The following is an 18,058-nucleotide window of genomic DNA, read 5'->3' on the forward strand; positions in this document are numbered from 1 at the left end:
ATGATACTTATATCAAAAGCTGGGAGGCTCTATTTCGTCATGGATGAAGTTTCAATCTTGCTTGTTGATGATGAACAGGCGATTCTGCATATGCTCCGAACGGTATTGCTCAAGGAGCAATTCCTGGATATTGATACGGTCACTACCGGTGAAGAGGCGATTGCTGCCTGTGAAAAGAAAACCTATCACTGCATCGTGCTGGACGTGATGCTTCCCGGGCGGAGCGGGCTGGAAATCTGCCCTTTTCTTCGGCAAATGACCGATGCCCCTATCCTCTTTCTGACTGCGAAAACCACTGATTATGACAAGCTGACCGGCTTCGCCGTTGGCGGAGACGATTATGTCGTTAAGCCCTTTAACCCGCTGGAGGTAGTCGCACGGATCAAATCCCTGCTGAGACGATATTTGCCCAGACAGACGGAAGCAGAGCAACTGCCGCAGGAAGGGATCTATGATTTTGGCCGTTTTCAGGTCATAGAGCCAGCCGGTGAACTCAGAGTCGAAGGTCAACCCGTGAGCTGCCCGGCGCTGGTGTATCAGTTGCTGCTGTACTTTTGCAAACATCCGAATCGGATCTTTACCAAGTCTGAATTGTATGAGCGGGTCTGGGGATCGGAGGCTATTTCGGATGACAACACCGTCATGGTGCATATTCACCGGATTCGTGAGCGTATTGAGGCAGATCCGTCCAACCCTGAACTATTAGTGAACGTTCGCGGGCTAGGGTATAAGCTCATTCAGTCCGACACGGGGCCCGGGCGATGAGTGTAAGACGCAGATTGATGACACGGTTCATTGGCCTGCTTGCGGGTACGGTGGTCCTGATCCTGGTCATCGCAGGAAGTATAGCTTACTGGGTCATTCAGCAGTTGAATGAAGCCAGCCTTGTTGAAGATTTTGCCACGGTCGGGCTCGATCAGTTAATCAGTACAGCCGATATTTTGCCGGACGGCAGGGTTAAGTATGATCCCGATCTGCTGAAGCGTATCGAAGAGAACAACGGCTGGCTGCAGATTCTCGACGAGCAGGGCCGTGTGCTGGATGCTTTCCATACCCCTCCCGATGTGCCGGATCACTATAAACCTGGAGAGCTCATATCCTATTGGCAAGGCCAAAAGCCTTTTCCCTACGAGCTATATCTGCTTATCCGGGAACGACAAGGGATTAATTTCACCCTGCTGTATGGAGAGAACAACCAGGCTGGAACCATGTTGCAGCAAATATATAACGGGGGCCGTTATGCCAATAACAAGCTGGAGCTGACATCCGGGCAGCAGGACATCATCCGCGCGGCGGATGCCTATCTGCAGATTTTGGACAAACAGGGACAGGAAATGGCTTCTTTCAACAAGCCGGCAAGCGGCATCCCGGACAGCTACAGCCTCCAGGAACTGATTCTGCGTACACGTTACCCGGCCCGGTATGGAATGACTGCAGTGACCAGCTATGATGAGCAGAACCATTCCACCTGGATGCTGAGCGTTCCTCTTGCGGGTAATCCGGCGGGCAGCAACGAGAATCCCTTCGGATTTATTTTTGGTCCTGCCCTGGCTGCCCTTCTGGTATCTATTATCGGCCTGCTGATCCTGCTTGCTGTCTGGTATGCTAACCTGTTCGGTTACCCGATGCTCCATATGCTCCAATGGCTGCAGCGGCTTGAACGCGGACAATATGAGGAGCCGGCCGGCCCCCGCGGCAGGCCGCTTAGCCAGAAGAAGAACGGGAAATGGCGGCGGAAATACCGGGTCTATACGGAAGTGTTAGGTTCCATCCAGACGTTATCCGATACCCTGAAGCAGGATAAAGAACTCCGTAAACAGAACGAATCTCTGCGGGAGGAATGGATTGCTGGAATTACCCATGATCTCAAGACACCCCTATCCTCGCTCCAGGGTTATGCACATATGCTAGAGGCTGAGAAATACCAATGGACTTCAGCAGAGGTGCGCGAATTCGCAGGCATTATGCTGGACAAGTCGATGTACATGGACAGGCTGGTAAGCGACTTGGCCATGACCTACCGTCTGCGCAGCGGCGGATACCAGCCTCCTGTTGAGCTAACGGATATCAATGCTCTGCTGCAGGATTTGGTACAGCGTGCTGAGCGGAATCCGGCTTATGGAGAGGGACGCATTACGTTCCAGCCTGCCCCGGCTCAGGTACAGGGCTATGTACACATCCCCTCCTTTGAACGGATCGTTGATAATCTGACTGCCAACGCCTTGCTGCATAATCCGCCGGACGCGAAGCTGACCGTAAGTGTGCAGCCGGGTAACGAGGCAGGCGATTTCATCGTTCAATTTGCCGATAATGGACGCGGGATGGATCAGGAGACGGTATGGAAGCTGTTCGAACGATACTACCGCGGCACAGATACAGCTGCACCCGATGTCGGCTCAGGCCTGGGCATGGCGGTAACCAAGGGACTGATCGAGGCGATGAAAGGGCGAATTGAGGTCCGATCGAATCCCGAGGAGGGAACGGAAATACGTTTGATATGGGATGCCCATAAAAAAACAACTCTTTAGGAGTTGTTTTTTTATTTTTCTAACCTTTTTGAAAAATACTTAGGAGCCTCCTTAAAACCTTGTCTCTCATAAAATTTATGAGCCTCTGTTCTTCTGGGATGACAATGAACTTGGATACTGCCACATCCCCTTTTCCTGGCCGAGGCAGAGGCAAATTCCTACCAATTGGGAGATATAATGAAGGGAAATGCAGGCAACCATATAATCAATACCCGGTAAAGACGTCCTTTGTTATATTTTTCTTGTGTACATTTTGATTTAGTAAATGAGTTGAAATAGAGTCAGTCATAGACTTAGGTCCGGCAATAAAATAATTCGCCTCATCCTTATAACTTGTTAAAAATTCATTGATTTTAAGATATAGTTCATCCCTGGAAGTAAGGTAATTAACGTTAAGCGAGGCTTGTTTGGAGATTTCATCCCATTCATTTTTGAACAGAAAAGACTGTTGGCTATCCATATAGAGCAGATGAACTTTATTGCCGAACCCGCTTGATTCATCACTTAATCGTTTTACAATCGACCGAAATGGAGTAATTCCAATTCCTCCTGCAACAAGGAGTGCCGGACGGTTATCTTTTAGATAAAATGGACCTAGAGGCCCGCTCATACTTACTTTAGAGCCCTTTTTTAATTCCAGCAAAGCTTTCTTGAAATCGCTGGGTTCATCAGGAATCACCGTGGTTATTTTAATAACATTTTCAGTAGGTGACGATGATAGACTAAACGGCTTAGTAGGGTTTTTAATTTTTTTGTGAGTGATGCTGAACAACCCGTATTGACCTGCTTTCCAGGTCATATCTTTTTCTTTTTCAAAGACAAAAGAAAATACATTCTCCGCCTCTTTGTAGCTTTCTTGAAACAACAATTCTCTCTTCTTAAATATTGGAATTAGATTATCTTGGAAAAAGCCCAATGACACCATCTCCTGAAATTGAGATTTTATATATCTGAATGGAAAGCCTTGCGCAAATACGTCCCTGTTATAGAATGTGCAGCAGCAGCAAGCTGGGCTGGCGTGCCCTCAAATACAATTTGGCCGCCCCGGTGTCCGCCCTCGGGACCCATGTCAATAATCCAGTCTGCACTCTTGATCACATCCAGGTTATGTTCGATGACCACCACTGAGTTGCCGCTGTCGACCAGGCGGTTCATAATGTCCATTAGACCAGAGATATCGGACATATGCAGTCCGGTTGTCGGCTCGTCCATAACGTAGAGGCTGCCCTCCTTGTGAAGCTCCTCAGCCAGCTTGATACGTTGGCATTCACCGCCCGACAGGGTGCTCAAAGGCTGGCCCAGCGTTACGTATCCCAGTCCCACATCCTCCAGCGTCTGCAGCTTGCGGAGCAACTCTTTCTTGCTGAAGAACGCCGAAGCCTCCCTTACGGTCATATTGAGGACGTCGCTGATGGATTGTCCCTTCAGTTTGTATTCCAGTACTTCATCGCTGAACCGCCTGCCTCCACAAGCTTCACAAGTCATCCGTATAGGCTCCAGAAATGCCAGATCTGTGTAGATCATGCCTAGACCCTGACAGTTGGCGCAAGCTCCCTTGGAATTGAAGCTGAACAGGGAAGCGCTTACCTTATTAGCGGCTGCGAACAGCCGGCGAATGTCGTCCATTATTCCCGTGTAGGTAGCGGGATTAGAGCGGATGGATGTGCCCGCAGCCGACTGATCAATCACGATGGCTTCTGGATGTGAGGAGAGGAAGGCTCCGTTAATCAGCGTGCTTTTACCTGAGCCGGCAACACCCGTTACCACAGTCAGTACTCCAACCGGGATATCAACGGTCACATTCTTCAGATTGTGCAGGCTGGTGCAGGCTACAGTCATTTGTCCCTTTGGCTCTCTTACAGATGTCTTCAAGGGCAGGCTTTGCTTCAAGTACCTTCCTGTTAACGTATCCGCACCGAGTAAGCCTGCAAAGTCGCCATCATAGACGATTGTACCGCCACGGGCACCTGCATGAGGTCCAACATCAATAATATAATCGGCGATTTCCATCACTTCGCGGTCATGTTCAACAACAAGTACTGTATTCCCTTTGTCCCTGAGCTGGCGCAGCATGCCGTTCAGACGATGAACATCCCGCGGATGCAGCCCGACGCTTGGCTCGTCAAAAATATAAATCATGTCGGTAAGACTGCTGCTCAAATGACGGACCATCTTAATGCGCTGCGACTCCCCGCCTGACAATGTTGAGGTCTGCCGGTCCAGACTGAGATACTCCAGCCCAATCGAGACCAGATGATTCAGCCGGGTCAGGATTCCCTCCTTCATGGGCCCGGCAACGGGGTCCTGAATGGCTTCGATTACACGAATAAGCCCGCCAATCTCCATTGCTGCACACTCTGCGATGTTGTATCCGTTAATCCGGCAGCCTAAAGCAACTTGGTTAAGCCGGCTGCCCTTACACAGTCTGCATTCACTGTAGGACAAGAACCGGTTAATGGATTCGCGTTTGGCTTCGGACAGCTCGCTGCTGTCCCGCTTCAGATACAGCCGTGTGAGCTTGGGCAGCAGACCTTCGTAATCCGATTCAATGGCTCCGCCCTTGGTGTTGTAGACGATTTTGCTCTTTTTGCCATGCAGGAGAACATCCCACTCTTCTTGTGTGTAGTCAGCGAGCTGCTTATCGTTGTCGAACAGTCCGGATTGGGCATAGGTATTCCATAACCAGCCCCCTACTTTGAAAGCGGGAAACAGGATAGCGCCTTCATTCAGCGACTTGGACCTGTCAAGCAGCTTCTCTACATCGAACTGCACGACTTGCCCTACTCCTGAGCATTCCGGGCACATACCGGCCGGATCGTTAAAGGAGAACACATGCGAATTACCAATGTACGGTTGACCGATTCTGGAGAACAGCAGCCGGAGCATTGCATAAATATCCGTGATCGTGCCAACCGTCGAACGGGAGTTGCCGCCGAGTCTTTTCTGATCGATGACAATAGCTGTTGACAAATTCTCGATAAGATCGGCATCCGGCTGACTAAACCGGGGCATCCGGTTGCGGATGTAAGCGGAGAAGGTCTCGTTAAGCTGCCGCTGAGCTTCGACACTAATAGTGTCGAAGACCAGCGAAGATTTGCCCGAACCTGAGACGCCGGTAAAGATCGTGATTTTTCGTTTCGGAATGCGGACATTGACGTTTTTCAGGTTATTCTCACGCGCGCCTTTAATGACGATATCATTAGCGTGCACCAAGCTCACCGTCCCAATGGTATATAAGCTGAACAAGTCCGGAGGAGAAGGTTCTGGTGTCAGCCAATTTTAAATTCAACCGATCTTTGATATCCGCAAACAGCGGTTTTCCTTCTCCAAGAACCACAGGGTGAACGGATAATCTGAATTCATCCACAAGTCCTAATTGGATAAACGTTGTAATCAGACTTGCTCCGCCATATAACCAGATGTCTTTACCGGGTCTCTGTTTGATTGCGCTTACTTCTTCGAGAATATGGTCGTTAATAAAAATCGCTTCATGACCTTCCCCCTGCTGCGACCTGGAGAACACATATTTCTCTTTGCTATGAATCAATGCCCAGAATTCTTTATCAGCGTCCGAATCTTCATCGTTAGACATATATTGTCCAAATTGGTCATAGCTTTTTCTTCCATAAAATATAGTATCCACTTGATTCAAAAATTGATTGAACTCCAGCTCAGGGTCCATAATGCACCAATCTACTTCCCCATTCTTCCCTTCAATGTAACCGTCCAAAGTTACTGCCAAGTCTAATAAGATCCTTCTGCTCATGATTTATTGCTCCTCTCGTTAATCTATAATCATTATAGAGCTTAATCATGTCACCATATGTCATATTAAAACTAACTGAGAAACGTTTGAACACAACTATTCTCTCCAAAAAGTGGAGCAATTAGCTTTTGATCCTATATTGAAATCAATCATTTTCTCAATTAGCGTGTAATCAATCGGGTTTTTCCAAGGGAAACGAACCAGTTCTTTAGTATAATCAAGTCCAGCCGTCACAATGTCATCCTCTAAATGCATGATCGTAAAACTTTCAGGAGATACTGCTAAATGCTTTTTAGAAGCGCTAAATCCAATAATAAATGTTCCGTGATCCGTTAACATCGGTTGATTCCATTTGATCACTTCATTTAGCTGGGGATACTTTTGTCTAATCCAATTAAACATTTCCTCTATTTTTTCTCTGTGGTTAGAGTCATCAATCCTTACTAAAAAATCCGAAAAATCTTCCATTATAATTCCTCCCTGAAATGATTAACTTAGTATGGAAAGTTATCTTCTATAATTGTTTGGGTATTGCTCTCCCAGTCATCTCTTATCATGGCATATCCAACAGAATCAAATAGTTGTCCGCCTTGTCTCCAGGATCTGCGGGTATAAGATTCTTTCACAAATCCGCTGTTAAAGAACGTTTTTCTCATAGCGAGATTATCATATCTGGTATGACCTTCAATTCTAATAATATGAGGATAATTATTAAATATATAAGTACTTAACCAATGAAGCACATGCTTTGCTATTCCTTTACCTCTAACCCTTTCTTTTAAACGCAAATCGAATAGACACGTAGGATCCTCTAGATCAAAAACTCTGATCAAACCAATTTTTGTATGACCGTCCATGATCCAAAAGGTTTGGTTCCCGTTTTGGTTATAATTTCCGTTGGAAAAATTATGTCTTATAGACTCTTCAGTAGGATTCTCCTGTCCATGAAACTTCCATGTTTCTGATGTTAAGAATTCTACTAATTCATCAATCATTTTATTTTCAAACTCTAGATATGCGTACATATGCATACCTCCATTTCTCCAGAAACTTTCCGGTCTAATATGATTCTCTGATTCATAATTTATTGCTCCTCTCGTTGATCTACTATCATTATAAAACTTAATCATGTCATCTTATGACATGATTAAAACGCCTGCTCTCATTCTTTTAGATAAAGTTTGAGCTGTTGATACAGCTTTCCACTTGCCAGTTGCAGCGGATATGCCGATGCTTTGCACAAGATCCCGAAGGTCATAGATATGAGGCTCCCGCTGACCATCCTGACAGTAGTCCCGCTTACTTCAGGTTCAATCATAATTTTAGGGACCAGCGCGATTCCTAAGCCATTCTCCACATAATGCTTTAATGCGGTCATGCTCCCGATCTCCATGGTATCCAGCATAAGGTTTCCACTTTCCTGCAATACCATCTCCAGCTTCCTGCGGTATGGACAAGTTGCCGATGTGATAAGCAGACGATATCCCTGAAATTCCTGAGGCGCGATCACCTCTTTCCGGGCAAGCGGATGATTCTCGGGCATTAACACGGCGAACTCTTCCTGGAATAGAGGCTCGAAATGTAGCTCCGATCCCAAGTCAGGTGCCGTAGAAAGTGCAAAATCGATTTCTCCTTGGAGGACCCGCTCTTTAAGAGTCGGGGTGTTTGAAATTTCCACGGAAATACGGACATTCGGATGCCCGGTCATAAAATTCCTCAGAACACCAGGTAAACGATAACTAGCCGTTGGTTCCGTTACCCCAATGCGTATATGTCCTGAATCCCCTGATTTCAAGTTGGATAAACTGGTCTGAAGGTACTCCATATGTTTGGTGATTTGTAAGCTTTGCTCGTGAAACAGCCTGCCGGCTTCCGTCAAGCTGATTTCTTTCCCCCGTTCGATCAGCTTAACCCCCAGTTCAGACTCAAGCTTTTGCATTTGCATCGTGACGGTTGATTGGGCATAATTCATTTCCTGGGCTGCGCGGTTAAAGCTCCCGTATTGCACAATCAAATGGAATGTTTTTAATGTTTTCAGATCCACTGTCCATCCTCCTGTATCAATTCAATATTATTGAACCAATCCTTCAATTAGTTCAATTATACAAATGCGAGATTAGGCTTTACAATAAATACATAAAAAGCATCGGAGGAGTGAAGTTATTATGGAATTAAAAGGTAAGGTAGGCCTTGTTACAGGGGGCGGTACGGGAATCGGAAGGGCAACAAGTCTCATGCTGGCTGAACGGGGGGCGACCGTTATTGTGAATTATTCACGTTCTCATTCCGAAGCGGAAGAAACCGTTCAATGGATCAATGATAAAGGCGGGCGGGCTATGGCCCTACAAGCTGATGTTTCCCGGGACATGGAGGTAGAAGCCATGGTTCAGACCGCTGTACAACAATTCGGTACAATCGATCTGCTTGTGAACAATGCCAGCATCACCAGACATATTCCGATGGATGATTTAGCATCAGTAACGGAGGAGGTATGGGATAACCTGTTCGATGTGAACGTGAAGGGTATGTTCTACTGCGCGAGGGCTGTCGCTCCCTTTATGAAGGAGAATAACCAGGGGGCGATTGTAAATGTTGGCAGCATTGCCGGGCAGACAGGACTAGGCTCATCGCTTCCCTATGCTGTAACCAAATCAGCGGTTCATGGACTTACGAAGTCCTTAGCCCGGGCTCTAGCTCCAGCTATTCGGGTTAATTGTGTCGTACCGGGAGCTGTTGCGACCAGATGGTGGGACGGAAGGGAAGAACAGATGAAGCGATTGGCCCCCCACCTTCTGCTGCAGCAGATTTCAACGCCCCGAGATATCGCTCAACTGATCTGTGCTGCTCTGGAACAGGAGGCAATGACCGGCCAGATCATAACCGTGGATAGCGGTCAAACCTTATAAGTCATCAGCAGGGCATCTATTCTCACGTTATTGGAGAATAGATGCCCTGTTTTACTTCGCCTTTAACTCATTCCCGGTTACCCACTTATGATTTCTTACCGGATCTCCGCCAGTTGCCGGAGTGTAGTCAACCATGTATACGGTTGTTCGCTCACCTGTGTCTACAGTTGCGGCAGCCCCTTTCATACCAGGCATATGATCCACGTTGAGCACCACTTTTGTGCCGGGTGCATAGAGCTCGTCTCCTGCATCTTGTAACTCCTGCTGAATAACCCACTTATGATCCGTAACCGGATTTCCTCCTGTTGTGGGTGTATATGATACCGCGTAGACATTAGTCTCATAAGCCCCTACAATGGTTGCGGCAGCCCCCTTCATCCCGTCCATATGTCCCTCAGTAATGATGACTTGATCGCCGACCTTATACTCCGGATTAGCGGCTTCCTTTAGTCCTTCAGGCACTTCGTTTGTCATATTCTCATGTTCTATCTCCGAATGATTCATGCTGGATGCAGCCTTACTGGATGTATCGGACGCCTGTTTTTCGTTATTTGCCGTGTTTCCACAGCCGCTGATGACGACCACCAGCGCTGCAGCCCAAATGAACAAACCTTTTTTCATGAAAAAAATCTCCTTTCGCTATCTGAATGAGGTGAAGCTATCCTCAATTAACCAGAAAATATGAAGATTTAATGTGGTTTTTGTGAAAAATCCTTATACTTCACTATTTGAGGATCCCGCTTGGCAGTATGAATGGATTTTGAAAGGATACTGCGGATATCGTCATACAACATATACCCATTGCGATCAAAAGAACAGCGATTAGCCATTCTGCTTTTTTCATTCGCCTGCCTCCTGACATGATGGCTGCCGGATAAACTGAATTTCAAACCGTGTACCTTGATTTACCTGACTGGTTACTGTAATTTGTCCGCCCTGCAATTCAACCAGTTTTTTCACTATGGAGAGTCCTAAGCCCGTTCCTCCATATTGGCGTGATCTCGACTTTTCCACCCGGTAAAAGCGTTCGAAAATGTATGGAAGCTCATCTTCTGGAATCCCCATCCCTGAGTCCTCCACGACCAGGAGCACCGCACTGCTGGTATATGTAAGGGAGACGTTAATTTCGCCTTTTTCGGTATAACGGACGGCATTCTCCAATAGATTAAGGATGATTTGCTCCATCCGCTTTTTATCTGCGTGTATCTGTCTCATCGTACCGGTTTCGTTGTATTTCAGGTTAAGCCCTTTTTCTATTGACTTGAGCTCCGCTTTCCGCACCACCTGTTGTGTCAAATCAGACATATTCACCCCGTCCAGCTGCAGATTAATCTTCCCTTCTTCCATTTTCGCCAGATCAAACAGATCCTCGACTAAGTGCCGCAGCCGTAATGCCTCGTCATGAATGATTTCCAGGTACTTGTTTTTTTCTTCTGCAGTTTCATAAAGTTCCTGCCGAAGCACCTGAGTGTAGCCTTCCAAATAGGTAATCGGTGTCCGGAGTTCATGCGAAATATTCGCGAGGAATTCCTGCCTTGTATCCCGGTATCGCTGAAGATCTGCGGCAAGATCGTTAATCGCTTGTGCCAAGCTGCCCAATTCATCCTTGCTCTTCATATCAAGACGCGTTTCCAGGTCTCCTGCAGCGATCTTGCGTGTAGCCTGTTGCATTATAAGTAACGGCCGCGATAAATACTGGGCGATAATCCATGTAATACCAAGAGCCAATAGAAAAGCGCCAATTCCAGACAAGATCAAAGGATTACGGGCCGCAAGTAAGGACTGCTCCATTTTCTCAGTGGAGGACATGACATACAGAGCGGAGGTCACTGCATCTTGCTCATAGATCGGTTGCCCGGACACGAAGTAACGAATTCCGGAAGGTCCGGTATATATGTAATTGACTTTCTCTCCCGCAAAGATTCTATCCAGATCCGCGCTTCGGATCATATTCCGGTCGGATGAATCATGCGTTCCTGAGTGTAGAATGACCTCACTTTTGGCGTTAACATTAAAAATACTGACATTCGAGAATTCGGCAAATGTCTTCATCATCTCACCAGAAGTACTATCCGATTGAGCCATAACGGCAAAATGAGAACCCAATTCCTCATTCTCCGTTTGCATCCGGTCGAAATAAAAACTTGTGAATAAACGGCCAATGGTCAAGCCCAGGAACACCAATACGATAAGAAACACCGCAATAATAATAAACCCTAATTTTAACGCGATACGGTTATTTTTCATTGGCCTCTCCCGGAATATTAAATTTATAACCAACCCCCCATACCGTTTGGATTGGGTTGTATTTCAAACCAGCCAGGTGCATCTTTTCTCTAATATTTTTGATATGCGTATCAACGACTCTGAATTCTCCTTCAAAATCATAGCCCCATAGCCGTTCCACTAATTCTTCTCTTGTATATGCTTTGTGGATATTCTGCGTAAAAGCCATCAGCAAATCGAATTCCTTCTGGGTGAAGTCTACAAATTCATCACAAATCCGGACTTCACGGGCTTCCGGTATGATCACGAGGTCTGGATAATGAAGCATGCGTGACAGCTGAGGGATTATCTCCTGGTTCATCACTGATCTGCGGATCAAGGAGAACACGCGGGCCAGTAATTCTTCCGGATCGAAGGGCTTGGTCAAGTAATCATCCGCGCCGATACCGAGACCCTTAACCTTATCTTTGGTTTCTGTTCGTGCAGACAGGAATAATACTGGTGTTGTGACAAGATCTCTGATCCGCTTGCAGATTTGCCAGCCATCCATATCAGGCAGCATTACATCGAGAATAATGACATCGAAGGAATGGGCTTGGACCAACGTTAAGGCTTCTTGCCCCGTGGCTGCCTCTTTAATCTCAAAACCTTCTTTCATTAAATAGATCCGCAGCAAATTTCTCATATTCCATTCATCATCTACAATTAATACCTGGAGTTTAGACACTGAATATTCACCTCGAATATCTCTGTTATATTAATGTTAGAATGCCGTAAGCGGTCCTCGCTTACGGCATATTCTCAACCTCTATTATATTATTTTTTTAAGCTTTGCAGTTCTTTGCTAATTCGTTCATTCTCTGCTTTCAGATCAACCAGCTGGTCTTGCAGGCTATCAGCAGCGACACGATGATTATGGGAGCCGTGCGGATGCCCCCCTTTCATTGTAAACATCATAACAATCATCATGACAGGACATACCAGTACGAGTAATGTAGACCATTCCATTTGAAATCCTCCTATGAGAGTTACTTTAATTGATATTTTTATTTTAATGTCTGAGTATGTGGAATTTATGTTGAAAGCATGCGTGAATCGTGAACAAGCGCTATAATAAAATCTTGCCAGCTTACTTGTTTCAACACTATACTGCTGCCGATTGGAGCCGATGATTATGGCGTTATTGTTCATTAATGCAGGACGGAAGCTCTCCACCATCAACAAAAACATCTACGGGCACTTTGCGGAACATCTGGGTAACGGAATTTATAATGGTATTTATGTGGGAGAAGACAGCATAATCCCCAATGTCCGGGGAATACGATGCGATGTTGTGGAGGCCCTCCGGAAGATCCAGGTGCCTGTGCTTCGCTGGCCCGGAGGCTGCTTTGCCGAATACTATAACTGGAAAGATGGAGTCGGACCGGACCGCAAACGCATTGTGAATGCCGGTTGGGGCGCTGTCGTGGAGGATAACTCCTTCGGTACACATGAATTTCTTGATCTGTGTGAGCAGGTCGGGTGCTCGCCTTATATTGCCGCTAATGTCGGCTCCGGTACTCCCCGGGAGGTTAGCGAATGGATTGAATATATGACCTTCAGCGGCGACTCCCCGATGGCGGATTGGAGACGGCAGAACGGCCGGGACCAGCCCTGGAAGGTGGAATTTGTAGGAGTAGGCAACGAGAACTGGGCTTGCGGCGGAAATATGCGGCCTGAATACTATGCGGATGTGTATAGACGCTTTGAGACTTATGTGCGGAATTATGGCGAATCCAAGCTGTACCGGATTGCCTGCGGAGCGAACGGCGGCGATTATGAATGGACCGAGGTTCTAATGAAGCAAGCCGGTAAGCAGATGGACGGACTTTCACTGCACTATTATACGATGCCCGGTTTTTATGACACGGAAGAATACCCGTGGGAGCAGAAGGGCCATGCCGTCGGATTTGATGCCGGAAGCTATTACCGCACCTTGCGCCGGGCACTGTATACCGATGAGCTGATCCGCAGACATAAACATGTAATGGATCAGTACGATCCGCAGGGACGGGTGAGCATTATTATGGATGAATGGGGGACCTGGCACCAGGTAGAGCCGGGCATGAATCCGGCATTCTTGTTCCAGCAGAATACGATGCGTGACGCTATGGTCGCTGCTGTGTCACTGAATATTTTTAACAGCCACAGCGACCGGGTACACATGGCCAATCTCGCGCAGATGGTCAATGTACTCCAGTCCGTAATTCTGACCGAAGGCGATAAGCTGCTTCTGACTCCTACTTACCACGTGTTTGACCTCTTTAAAGGGCATCAGGATGCTACGTTAATCGAGAGCTATGTGCAACAGCAACAGCAAACCGGGCCGGAAGATGCTCTGGTCCCCGCTCTGCATGTCAGTGCCTCTGAACGGACAGACGGTAAAATTCATGTCACGCTGGCTAACCTGTCCATGGAGGAAGCTCAGCCAATCACTTGGAAGCTGGACGGTAAGACTTTCTCCAACGCCTCCATCCGCTACATTAGCGGTGATATGAACAGCCACAATTCATTCGGGCAGCCGCCTCAGGTTGAAATCCAGGCGTTGCCGGACATGGAGATACAGGATAATTCCCTGGAGCTTTCCCTGCCTGCCTGCTGTGTTGCTGAGATTATTTTGGATTGAACTTAAGAAGCGCCAGACATGAGCTGAGCCAAAGTCATATTCCATGACTTTGGCTCAGTCTGTTCACGTATCATTCAGATCCATTACTCCTGCAATGATTCAATTCGTCTATACATTGCTCTACGTTTTGTTCTTTAAGATAATTAAGTAATAACTGGTTGAATTGATGGGGCTGGCACAGATGGCTAGGATACATGGCATTATCTATTATCGCCAAGCGGGCTTGCGGATATTTAGCCGCTGTTTTCTTCACCTGTTCCAGAACCCGTGCATTGTGGTTACCCGCAACAACGAGAACCGGAATTTGCAGCCGCAGCGCAAACCCGTAACTGTCAGAATACTTCAAGGCAAGCCGCTGCTTAATCCATTCCGTCGTCCGTTTATGCAAAAGCTCTTTTCTCAAAATATGATAGGCCAAGAGCCACTTGTTGTAGGTGACACGTAATGATCTGATGAACATTTCAGGAGGAAGATAATAAGAGAACAAGGCACAGAGCTGAAGGGCCTCAATCACCTTGCTCCCTTTTGCCCTGCAATCCTCTTGAAAATAACTATCCACCAGCGCCATCGTAATCACCCGCTCAGGGAACAAATAGGCGAATTTCTGGGCAAGTACAGCACCGCTGGAGCAAGCTACAATTACTGCTCTTTTTACTTCCAGTTCATCCAGCAAGCCTCGTAAGTCCTCCACTTGAGTATCTACGATCCGGTTGATCTCAACATTCATCTTCCCAGACTGCCCATTCCCTCTTAGGTCATACACGATGACCTTTGCGCGTTTGCTGAAATATTCCGCTTGAGGTTCAAAAAGATGATGAGAGGTCGAATAATCATGAATAAAAACAATAGGCAGACCACTGCCCGACATCTCATAATACAAGGTGGTTCCATTGACATCAACATGCGGCACTACATTTTTCCCCTCTCATGGACGCTTACGGGGTTAGCTGCCGGATTCGGGCCTGAGCAGCCCTACTCGATCTTCTCGAGATTCACCCCTAAATTCTCGGTTCCCCCGCTTCCTTTGCAGGAATTCAGCGATTACATATGATATCGTATACAGCTCCGCAAAAAGAGCCCGCTGGTGGCAGGCTCCTCCGGTTACATCCTATACAATTGGATTTAGTATATAGTTTTAAAGGGAGAAAGTAAAGAGAATTGCATGTGAGAATCGGACTATTAAGTGGCTGATTTATATGGAGTATCCTTATCCAGTACATCTCTAATATAACCTTTGCCCCATTCATACATCGCATCCAAAATCGGAATCAGACTCTCCCCGTATTCAGTCAATGAGTACTCCACTTTAGGCGGAACTACAGGATATACTTCCCGGTGTACGATGAGATGATCCTCAAGCTCGCGTAATTGATTCACAAGCATTCTCTGGGTGATATCCGGGATGAGGGCTTTTAATTCACCAAACCGTTTGGTTCCTTCCTTGCCCAGATGCCACAGAATCAGCATTTTCCACTTGCCCCCAATGACGGACAGCGTCAGCTCCTTCTCGCAGTTAAATGTCTTCTCTCTCAAATTTGGCATTGGTATGCGCCTCCCTGTTTGCTCCATAGTATACTTTTTAGCACTATATGCGATAAAAGTGCGTACTTTTAATTGAATGACATACTCAGTATACTAAAAAACGTGCTTGAGGGTAAATATAACTTGATTAGGAGCGATATAAATGAAATTACAATTAGCATTAGATCTTGTCGATATTCAGGGTGCCATTGAACTTGTGAAAGAGGTAGAAGAGCATGTGGATGTTGTAGAAATCGGTACGCCTGTGGTCATCAATGAAGGGCTTAGAGCGGTAAAGGAATTAAAAGCCGCTTTCCCTAACCTGACCGTATTGGCCGACCTGAAAATTATGGATGCAGCCGGCTATGAAGTAGGCCAAGCCTCCGCTGCAGGTGCCGACATCATCACGATTCTTGGCGCTGCGGAAGACGAGTCCATTAAAGGTGCCGTAGCAGAAGCTAAAAAATTGGGCAAGCAAATCCTGGCGGATATGATCGCCGTGAAAGATATTGCCGCCCGCGCACAGCAGCTCGATGAACTGGGTGTTGATTATATCTGCGTTCACACCGGTTACGATCTTCAAGCCGTTGGCAAGAATTCCTTCGAGGACCTTTCAACGATCAAAAGCGTGGTTAAGCATGCGAAAACCGCTGTTGCCGGCGGAATCAAATTAGAGACACTTCCTGAGGTCATCAAACAACAGCCGGATCTGGTGATCGTAGGCGGCGGAATTACGGGCAAAGAGGATAAGAAAGCCGCAGCGCGCGAAATGCAAGCATTAATTAAACAAGGTTAATCCTAGCGATGAAGACTACAGAGTATTTAGCGGAAGTCATTGAAGAGTTGAAGCAGACCGTTCATCTCATTAATGATGCAGAGGCTGAGAAGCTGGTACAGCAGATTTTAGCGTCCAAGAAGATTTTTGTGGCGGGTGCCGGCCGATCCGGACTGATGGGTAAAGCCTTTGTGATGCGAATGATGCACATGGGAATGGATGCTTATGTCGTCGGGGAAACCGTAACTGCTAATTTGGAAAAAGGCGATTTATTGATCCTTGGTTCAGGATCAGGGGAGACCAAAACCTTAGTTGCCATTGCCGAAAAAGCCAAGAGCTTAGGCGGTACCATCGCGGCTATAACGATTTCTCCAGCATCAACCATTGGACAGTTAGCGGATATTATTGTGAAACTGCCGGGTGTTACCAAGGATCAGTCAGATGGTGACTACCGGACGATCCAACCGATGGGATCACTGTTTGAGCAAGCCATGCTGTTATTGTATGATGCCATCATCCTGCGTTTCATGGAGGAAAGGAACCTGGACTCCAATAAGATGTATGGAAAACATGCGAATCTGGAATAGAGTCCATCATACAATGGATAATGAAAAGACGCCGGGGAATTCCCCGGCGTTTCTTCGCGATACTTAGTTGTGTCAGGTGCTCAGGTACGTCTGTTCTCCACCGATTTCATCCGGTTCTGGTCGTCAGGCAGCCGGTCGTTGCTGAATTCCTGGCCTGCTTCCACTTCACCGTCAGCGGATACGGCCCGGGCGAAGTTCGTGAACTGTCTTTTCTCCTCGTCCTGCTCGTGCTTAAGCTTCAACAGCTCCTTCGGGTCCTGAGTTGTCATAGGCTAACCTCCTGAGAAATCAAGTCATGCGGTTTATCTGCACGATAGAAGTTTTCCCATGAACCCGTGGTGCTTATGCAAGAAATCCCCGGTATTACTAGCGGTTGGCCTTATCCATCCTGCTGTTTGTGCAATATCCCCTGAAGAATCACTTCAATAGCCCAGAAGAACCTCTCCTGGGAGGCGGTATCCCCCGAGAATAAATCACTCTTCAGACTGTTCAGCAACGGATAACGTACCGGATCTGCTTCGTTATAGTAACTCTGGGCAGTTGCCATCAGTTCGCTTGCTCTCTTAGCCTTCTCCAAGGCAATGGAAGACACATACAGGAGCAACAGGTCCGTTCCCCAGGCAGCGGCCGTAGAGGTGATTCCGCCCTTCTGGAGGACGGTAAGTAAATGCTCATTCAGACGAAAGGCGTGATTCCCAATAGGAATCGTCTGTAGAGACAGCTCCGCTAATCCGGGCTGCCCGATAAGCAGCTCTGCATAAGTATGGAGTGCTTGAAATAACTGCTCCTTCCAATTATCGTCCGTAAGCTCCGGAAGGTTCAACTCTCCGAGACCAAGGTCAAGCACATATGAGCTCAATTCCTGCAGATTTTTAACGTAAACATACAGGGAGGAAGGGCCGGTGTCCAATTGCTTGGCTACCTTCCTCATGCTCATGCCGGAGGTCCCTTCCTGCTTCAGCAGCTCATACGCGGTTTTGACAATGATTTCATGACTAAGGGGTTCTTTGGCTGGCCGGTTGCGGCGGCTCACAATTTCACGTTTAGGTTTCATCATACTTTTCTTATAACATGCCGGGAGCCA

General features: G+C 47.0%; 20 protein-coding genes, 1 pseudogene and 1 riboswitch. Of the genes and pseudogenes, 6 read left to right on the forward strand and 15 right to left on the reverse strand.

Annotation, left to right across the window (positions count from 1 at the left end):
• Positions 1 to 39: 39 nt before the first annotated feature.
• Positions 40 to 765, forward strand: coding sequence for a response regulator transcription factor (locus K1558_RS12405; RefSeq protein ID WP_238651897.1), 726 nt, complete (start codon positions 40 to 42; stop codon positions 763 to 765).
• On the forward strand, positions 762 to 2,528 hold the full coding sequence (locus K1558_RS12410) for a sensor histidine kinase (protein WP_238651898.1): 1,767 nt from the start codon (positions 762 to 764) through the stop codon (positions 2,526 to 2,528). Before K1558_RS12405 ends, K1558_RS12410 begins: the two co-directional genes overlap by 4 nt.
• An 11-nt stretch (positions 2,529 to 2,539) precedes the next feature.
• Here the strand turns inward: K1558_RS12410 and K1558_RS33180 are convergent.
• The 7 genes and pseudogenes from K1558_RS33180 to K1558_RS12440 all read right to left on the reverse strand — a co-directional run.
• A pseudogene (locus K1558_RS33180) lies at positions 2,540 to 2,662 on the reverse strand (GNAT family N-acetyltransferase); the annotation flags it as partial.
• Positions 2,663 to 2,733: 71 nt separating this feature from the next.
• Positions 2,734 to 3,444 (reverse strand): FAD-dependent oxidoreductase, encoded by a 711-nt coding sequence (locus K1558_RS12415; RefSeq protein ID WP_238651899.1) that lies wholly within the window; start codon positions 3,442 to 3,444, stop codon positions 2,734 to 2,736.
• A 26-nt stretch (positions 3,445 to 3,470) separates the two neighbouring features.
• On the reverse strand, positions 3,471 to 5,747 hold the full coding sequence (locus tag K1558_RS12420) for an ATP-binding cassette domain-containing protein (RefSeq protein ID WP_420800434.1): 2,277 nt from the start codon (positions 5,745 to 5,747) through the stop codon (positions 3,471 to 3,473).
• Entirely contained in the window at positions 5,728 to 6,294 is a 567-nt protein-coding gene (locus tag K1558_RS12425) for a dihydrofolate reductase family protein (protein ID WP_238651901.1), read from the reverse strand. The genes K1558_RS12420 and K1558_RS12425 overlap by 20 nt, the downstream gene beginning before the upstream one ends.
• A gap of 96 nt (positions 6,295 to 6,390) precedes the next feature.
• Complete coding sequence (locus K1558_RS12430; RefSeq protein ID WP_238651902.1) at positions 6,391 to 6,762, reverse strand: iron chaperone; 372 nt, start codon at positions 6,760 to 6,762, stop codon at positions 6,391 to 6,393.
• A 26-nt stretch (positions 6,763 to 6,788) separates the two neighbouring features.
• Entirely contained in the window at positions 6,789 to 7,319 is a 531-nt protein-coding gene (locus tag K1558_RS12435; protein ID WP_238651903.1) for a GNAT family N-acetyltransferase, read from the reverse strand.
• A 137-nt stretch (positions 7,320 to 7,456) separates the two neighbouring features.
• Entirely contained in the window at positions 7,457 to 8,338 is an 882-nt protein-coding gene (locus K1558_RS12440) for a LysR family transcriptional regulator (RefSeq protein WP_238651904.1), read from the reverse strand.
• A gap of 121 nt (positions 8,339 to 8,459) precedes the next feature.
• Between K1558_RS12440 and K1558_RS12445 the strand changes: the two genes are divergently transcribed.
• Complete coding sequence (locus K1558_RS12445) at positions 8,460 to 9,200, forward strand: SDR family NAD(P)-dependent oxidoreductase (RefSeq protein ID WP_238651905.1); 741 nt, start codon at positions 8,460 to 8,462, stop codon at positions 9,198 to 9,200.
• Positions 9,201 to 9,251: 51 nt separating this feature from the next.
• On the opposite strand, the gene K1558_RS12450 is transcribed toward K1558_RS12445, so the two are convergent.
• The 4 genes from K1558_RS12450 to K1558_RS12465 form a co-directional block, all read right to left on the reverse strand.
• A complete protein-coding gene (locus tag K1558_RS12450) occupies positions 9,252 to 9,821 on the reverse strand; it encodes a YdhK family protein (RefSeq protein WP_238651906.1) in 570 nt (189 codons plus the stop codon).
• Positions 9,822 to 10,040: 219 nt separating this feature from the next.
• Positions 10,041 to 11,447 (reverse strand): sensor histidine kinase, encoded by a 1,407-nt coding sequence (locus tag K1558_RS12455; protein WP_238651907.1) that lies wholly within the window; start codon positions 11,445 to 11,447, stop codon positions 10,041 to 10,043.
• Positions 11,437 to 12,153: a response regulator transcription factor gene (locus tag K1558_RS12460; RefSeq protein WP_238651908.1), complete on the reverse strand. Its 717-nt coding sequence runs from the start codon at positions 12,151 to 12,153 to the stop codon at positions 11,437 to 11,439. The genes K1558_RS12455 and K1558_RS12460 overlap by 11 nt, the downstream gene beginning before the upstream one ends.
• Positions 12,154 to 12,242: 89 nt before the next feature.
• Positions 12,243 to 12,434, reverse strand: coding sequence for a DUF2933 domain-containing protein (locus tag K1558_RS12465; RefSeq protein WP_238651909.1), 192 nt, complete (start codon positions 12,432 to 12,434; stop codon positions 12,243 to 12,245).
• A gap of 166 nt (positions 12,435 to 12,600) precedes the next feature.
• On the opposite strand from K1558_RS12465, the gene K1558_RS12470 reads away from it, so the two are divergent.
• Positions 12,601 to 14,091: an alpha-N-arabinofuranosidase gene (locus K1558_RS12470; protein WP_238651910.1), complete on the forward strand. Its 1,491-nt coding sequence runs from the start codon at positions 12,601 to 12,603 to the stop codon at positions 14,089 to 14,091.
• A gap of 70 nt (positions 14,092 to 14,161) precedes the next feature.
• Here K1558_RS12470 and K1558_RS12475 read toward each other — a convergent pair whose 3' ends face one another.
• Both K1558_RS12475 and hxlR read right to left on the reverse strand, forming a co-directional pair.
• The gene (locus tag K1558_RS12475; protein WP_238651911.1) at positions 14,162 to 15,001 is read right to left on the reverse strand and encodes an alpha/beta fold hydrolase; all 840 of its coding nucleotides are present in this window, start codon (positions 14,999 to 15,001) and stop codon (positions 14,162 to 14,164) included.
• 7 nt (positions 15,002 to 15,008) lie between these two features.
• A riboswitch (cyclic di-AMP (ydaO/yuaA leader) is annotated at positions 15,009 to 15,141 on the reverse strand.
• Between the two features lie 129 nt (positions 15,142 to 15,270).
• A complete protein-coding gene (gene hxlR / locus K1558_RS12480) occupies positions 15,271 to 15,633 on the reverse strand; it encodes a transcriptional activator HxlR (protein ID WP_238651912.1) in 363 nt (120 codons plus the stop codon).
• Between the two features lie 142 nt (positions 15,634 to 15,775).
• On the opposite strand from hxlR, the gene hxlA reads away from it, so the two are divergent.
• Positions 15,776 to 16,408: a 3-hexulose-6-phosphate synthase gene (gene hxlA, locus K1558_RS12485; protein WP_238651913.1), complete on the forward strand. Its 633-nt coding sequence runs from the start codon at positions 15,776 to 15,778 to the stop codon at positions 16,406 to 16,408.
• Between the two features lie 8 nt (positions 16,409 to 16,416).
• Positions 16,417 to 16,974: a 6-phospho-3-hexuloisomerase gene (gene hxlB, locus K1558_RS12490; RefSeq protein ID WP_238651914.1), complete on the forward strand. Its 558-nt coding sequence runs from the start codon at positions 16,417 to 16,419 to the stop codon at positions 16,972 to 16,974.
• A gap of 80 nt (positions 16,975 to 17,054) precedes the next feature.
• On the opposite strand, the gene K1558_RS12495 is transcribed toward hxlB, so the two are convergent.
• On the reverse strand, positions 17,055 to 17,243 hold the full coding sequence (locus K1558_RS12495; RefSeq protein ID WP_238651915.1) for a hypothetical protein: 189 nt from the start codon (positions 17,241 to 17,243) through the stop codon (positions 17,055 to 17,057).
• A 110-nt stretch (positions 17,244 to 17,353) separates the two neighbouring features.
• Positions 17,354 to 18,031, reverse strand: coding sequence for a TetR/AcrR family transcriptional regulator (locus tag K1558_RS12500; RefSeq protein ID WP_238651916.1), 678 nt, complete (start codon positions 18,029 to 18,031; stop codon positions 17,354 to 17,356).
• Between the last annotated feature and the right edge of the window lie 27 nt (positions 18,032 to 18,058).

It is taken from the genome of Paenibacillus piscarius, from assembly GCF_022234545.1.
Lineage (GTDB): Bacteria > Bacillota > Bacilli > Paenibacillales > Paenibacillaceae > Paenibacillus_AQ > Paenibacillus_AQ piscarius.

Coding starts and splice junctions, on each gene's coding strand:
- hxlB (WP_238651914.1), top strand. CDS start 16,417: ATGAAGACTACAGAGTATTTAGCGGAAGTCATTGAAGAGTTGAAGCAG.
- K1558_RS12495 (WP_238651915.1), bottom strand. CDS start 17,243: ATGACAACTCAGGACCCGAAGGAGCTGTTGAAGCTTAAGCACGAGCAG.
- K1558_RS12425 (WP_238651901.1), bottom strand. CDS start 6,294: ATGAGCAGAAGGATCTTATTAGACTTGGCAGTAACTTTGGACGGTTAC.
- K1558_RS12450 (WP_238651906.1), bottom strand. CDS start 9,821: ATGAAAAAAGGTTTGTTCATTTGGGCTGCAGCGCTGGTGGTCGTCATC.
- K1558_RS12435 (WP_238651903.1), bottom strand. CDS start 7,319: ATGTACGCATATCTAGAGTTTGAAAATAAAATGATTGATGAATTAGTA.
- K1558_RS12430 (WP_238651902.1), bottom strand. CDS start 6,762: ATGGAAGATTTTTCGGATTTTTTAGTAAGGATTGATGACTCTAACCAC.
- K1558_RS12470 (WP_238651910.1), top strand. CDS start 12,601: ATGGCGTTATTGTTCATTAATGCAGGACGGAAGCTCTCCACCATCAAC.
- hxlR (WP_238651912.1), bottom strand. CDS start 15,633: ATGCCAAATTTGAGAGAGAAGACATTTAACTGCGAGAAGGAGCTGACG.
- K1558_RS12410 (WP_238651898.1), top strand. CDS start 762: ATGAGTGTAAGACGCAGATTGATGACACGGTTCATTGGCCTGCTTGCG.
- K1558_RS12500 (WP_238651916.1), bottom strand. CDS start 18,031: ATGATGAAACCTAAACGTGAAATTGTGAGCCGCCGCAACCGGCCAGCC.
- hxlA (WP_238651913.1), top strand. CDS start 15,776: ATGAAATTACAATTAGCATTAGATCTTGTCGATATTCAGGGTGCCATT.
- K1558_RS12465 (WP_238651909.1), bottom strand. CDS start 12,434: ATGGAATGGTCTACATTACTCGTACTGGTATGTCCTGTCATGATGATT.
- K1558_RS12455 (WP_238651907.1), bottom strand. CDS start 11,447: ATGAAAAATAACCGTATCGCGTTAAAATTAGGGTTTATTATTATTGCG.
- K1558_RS12405 (WP_238651897.1), top strand. CDS start 40: ATGGATGAAGTTTCAATCTTGCTTGTTGATGATGAACAGGCGATTCTG.
- K1558_RS12445 (WP_238651905.1), top strand. CDS start 8,460: ATGGAATTAAAAGGTAAGGTAGGCCTTGTTACAGGGGGCGGTACGGGA.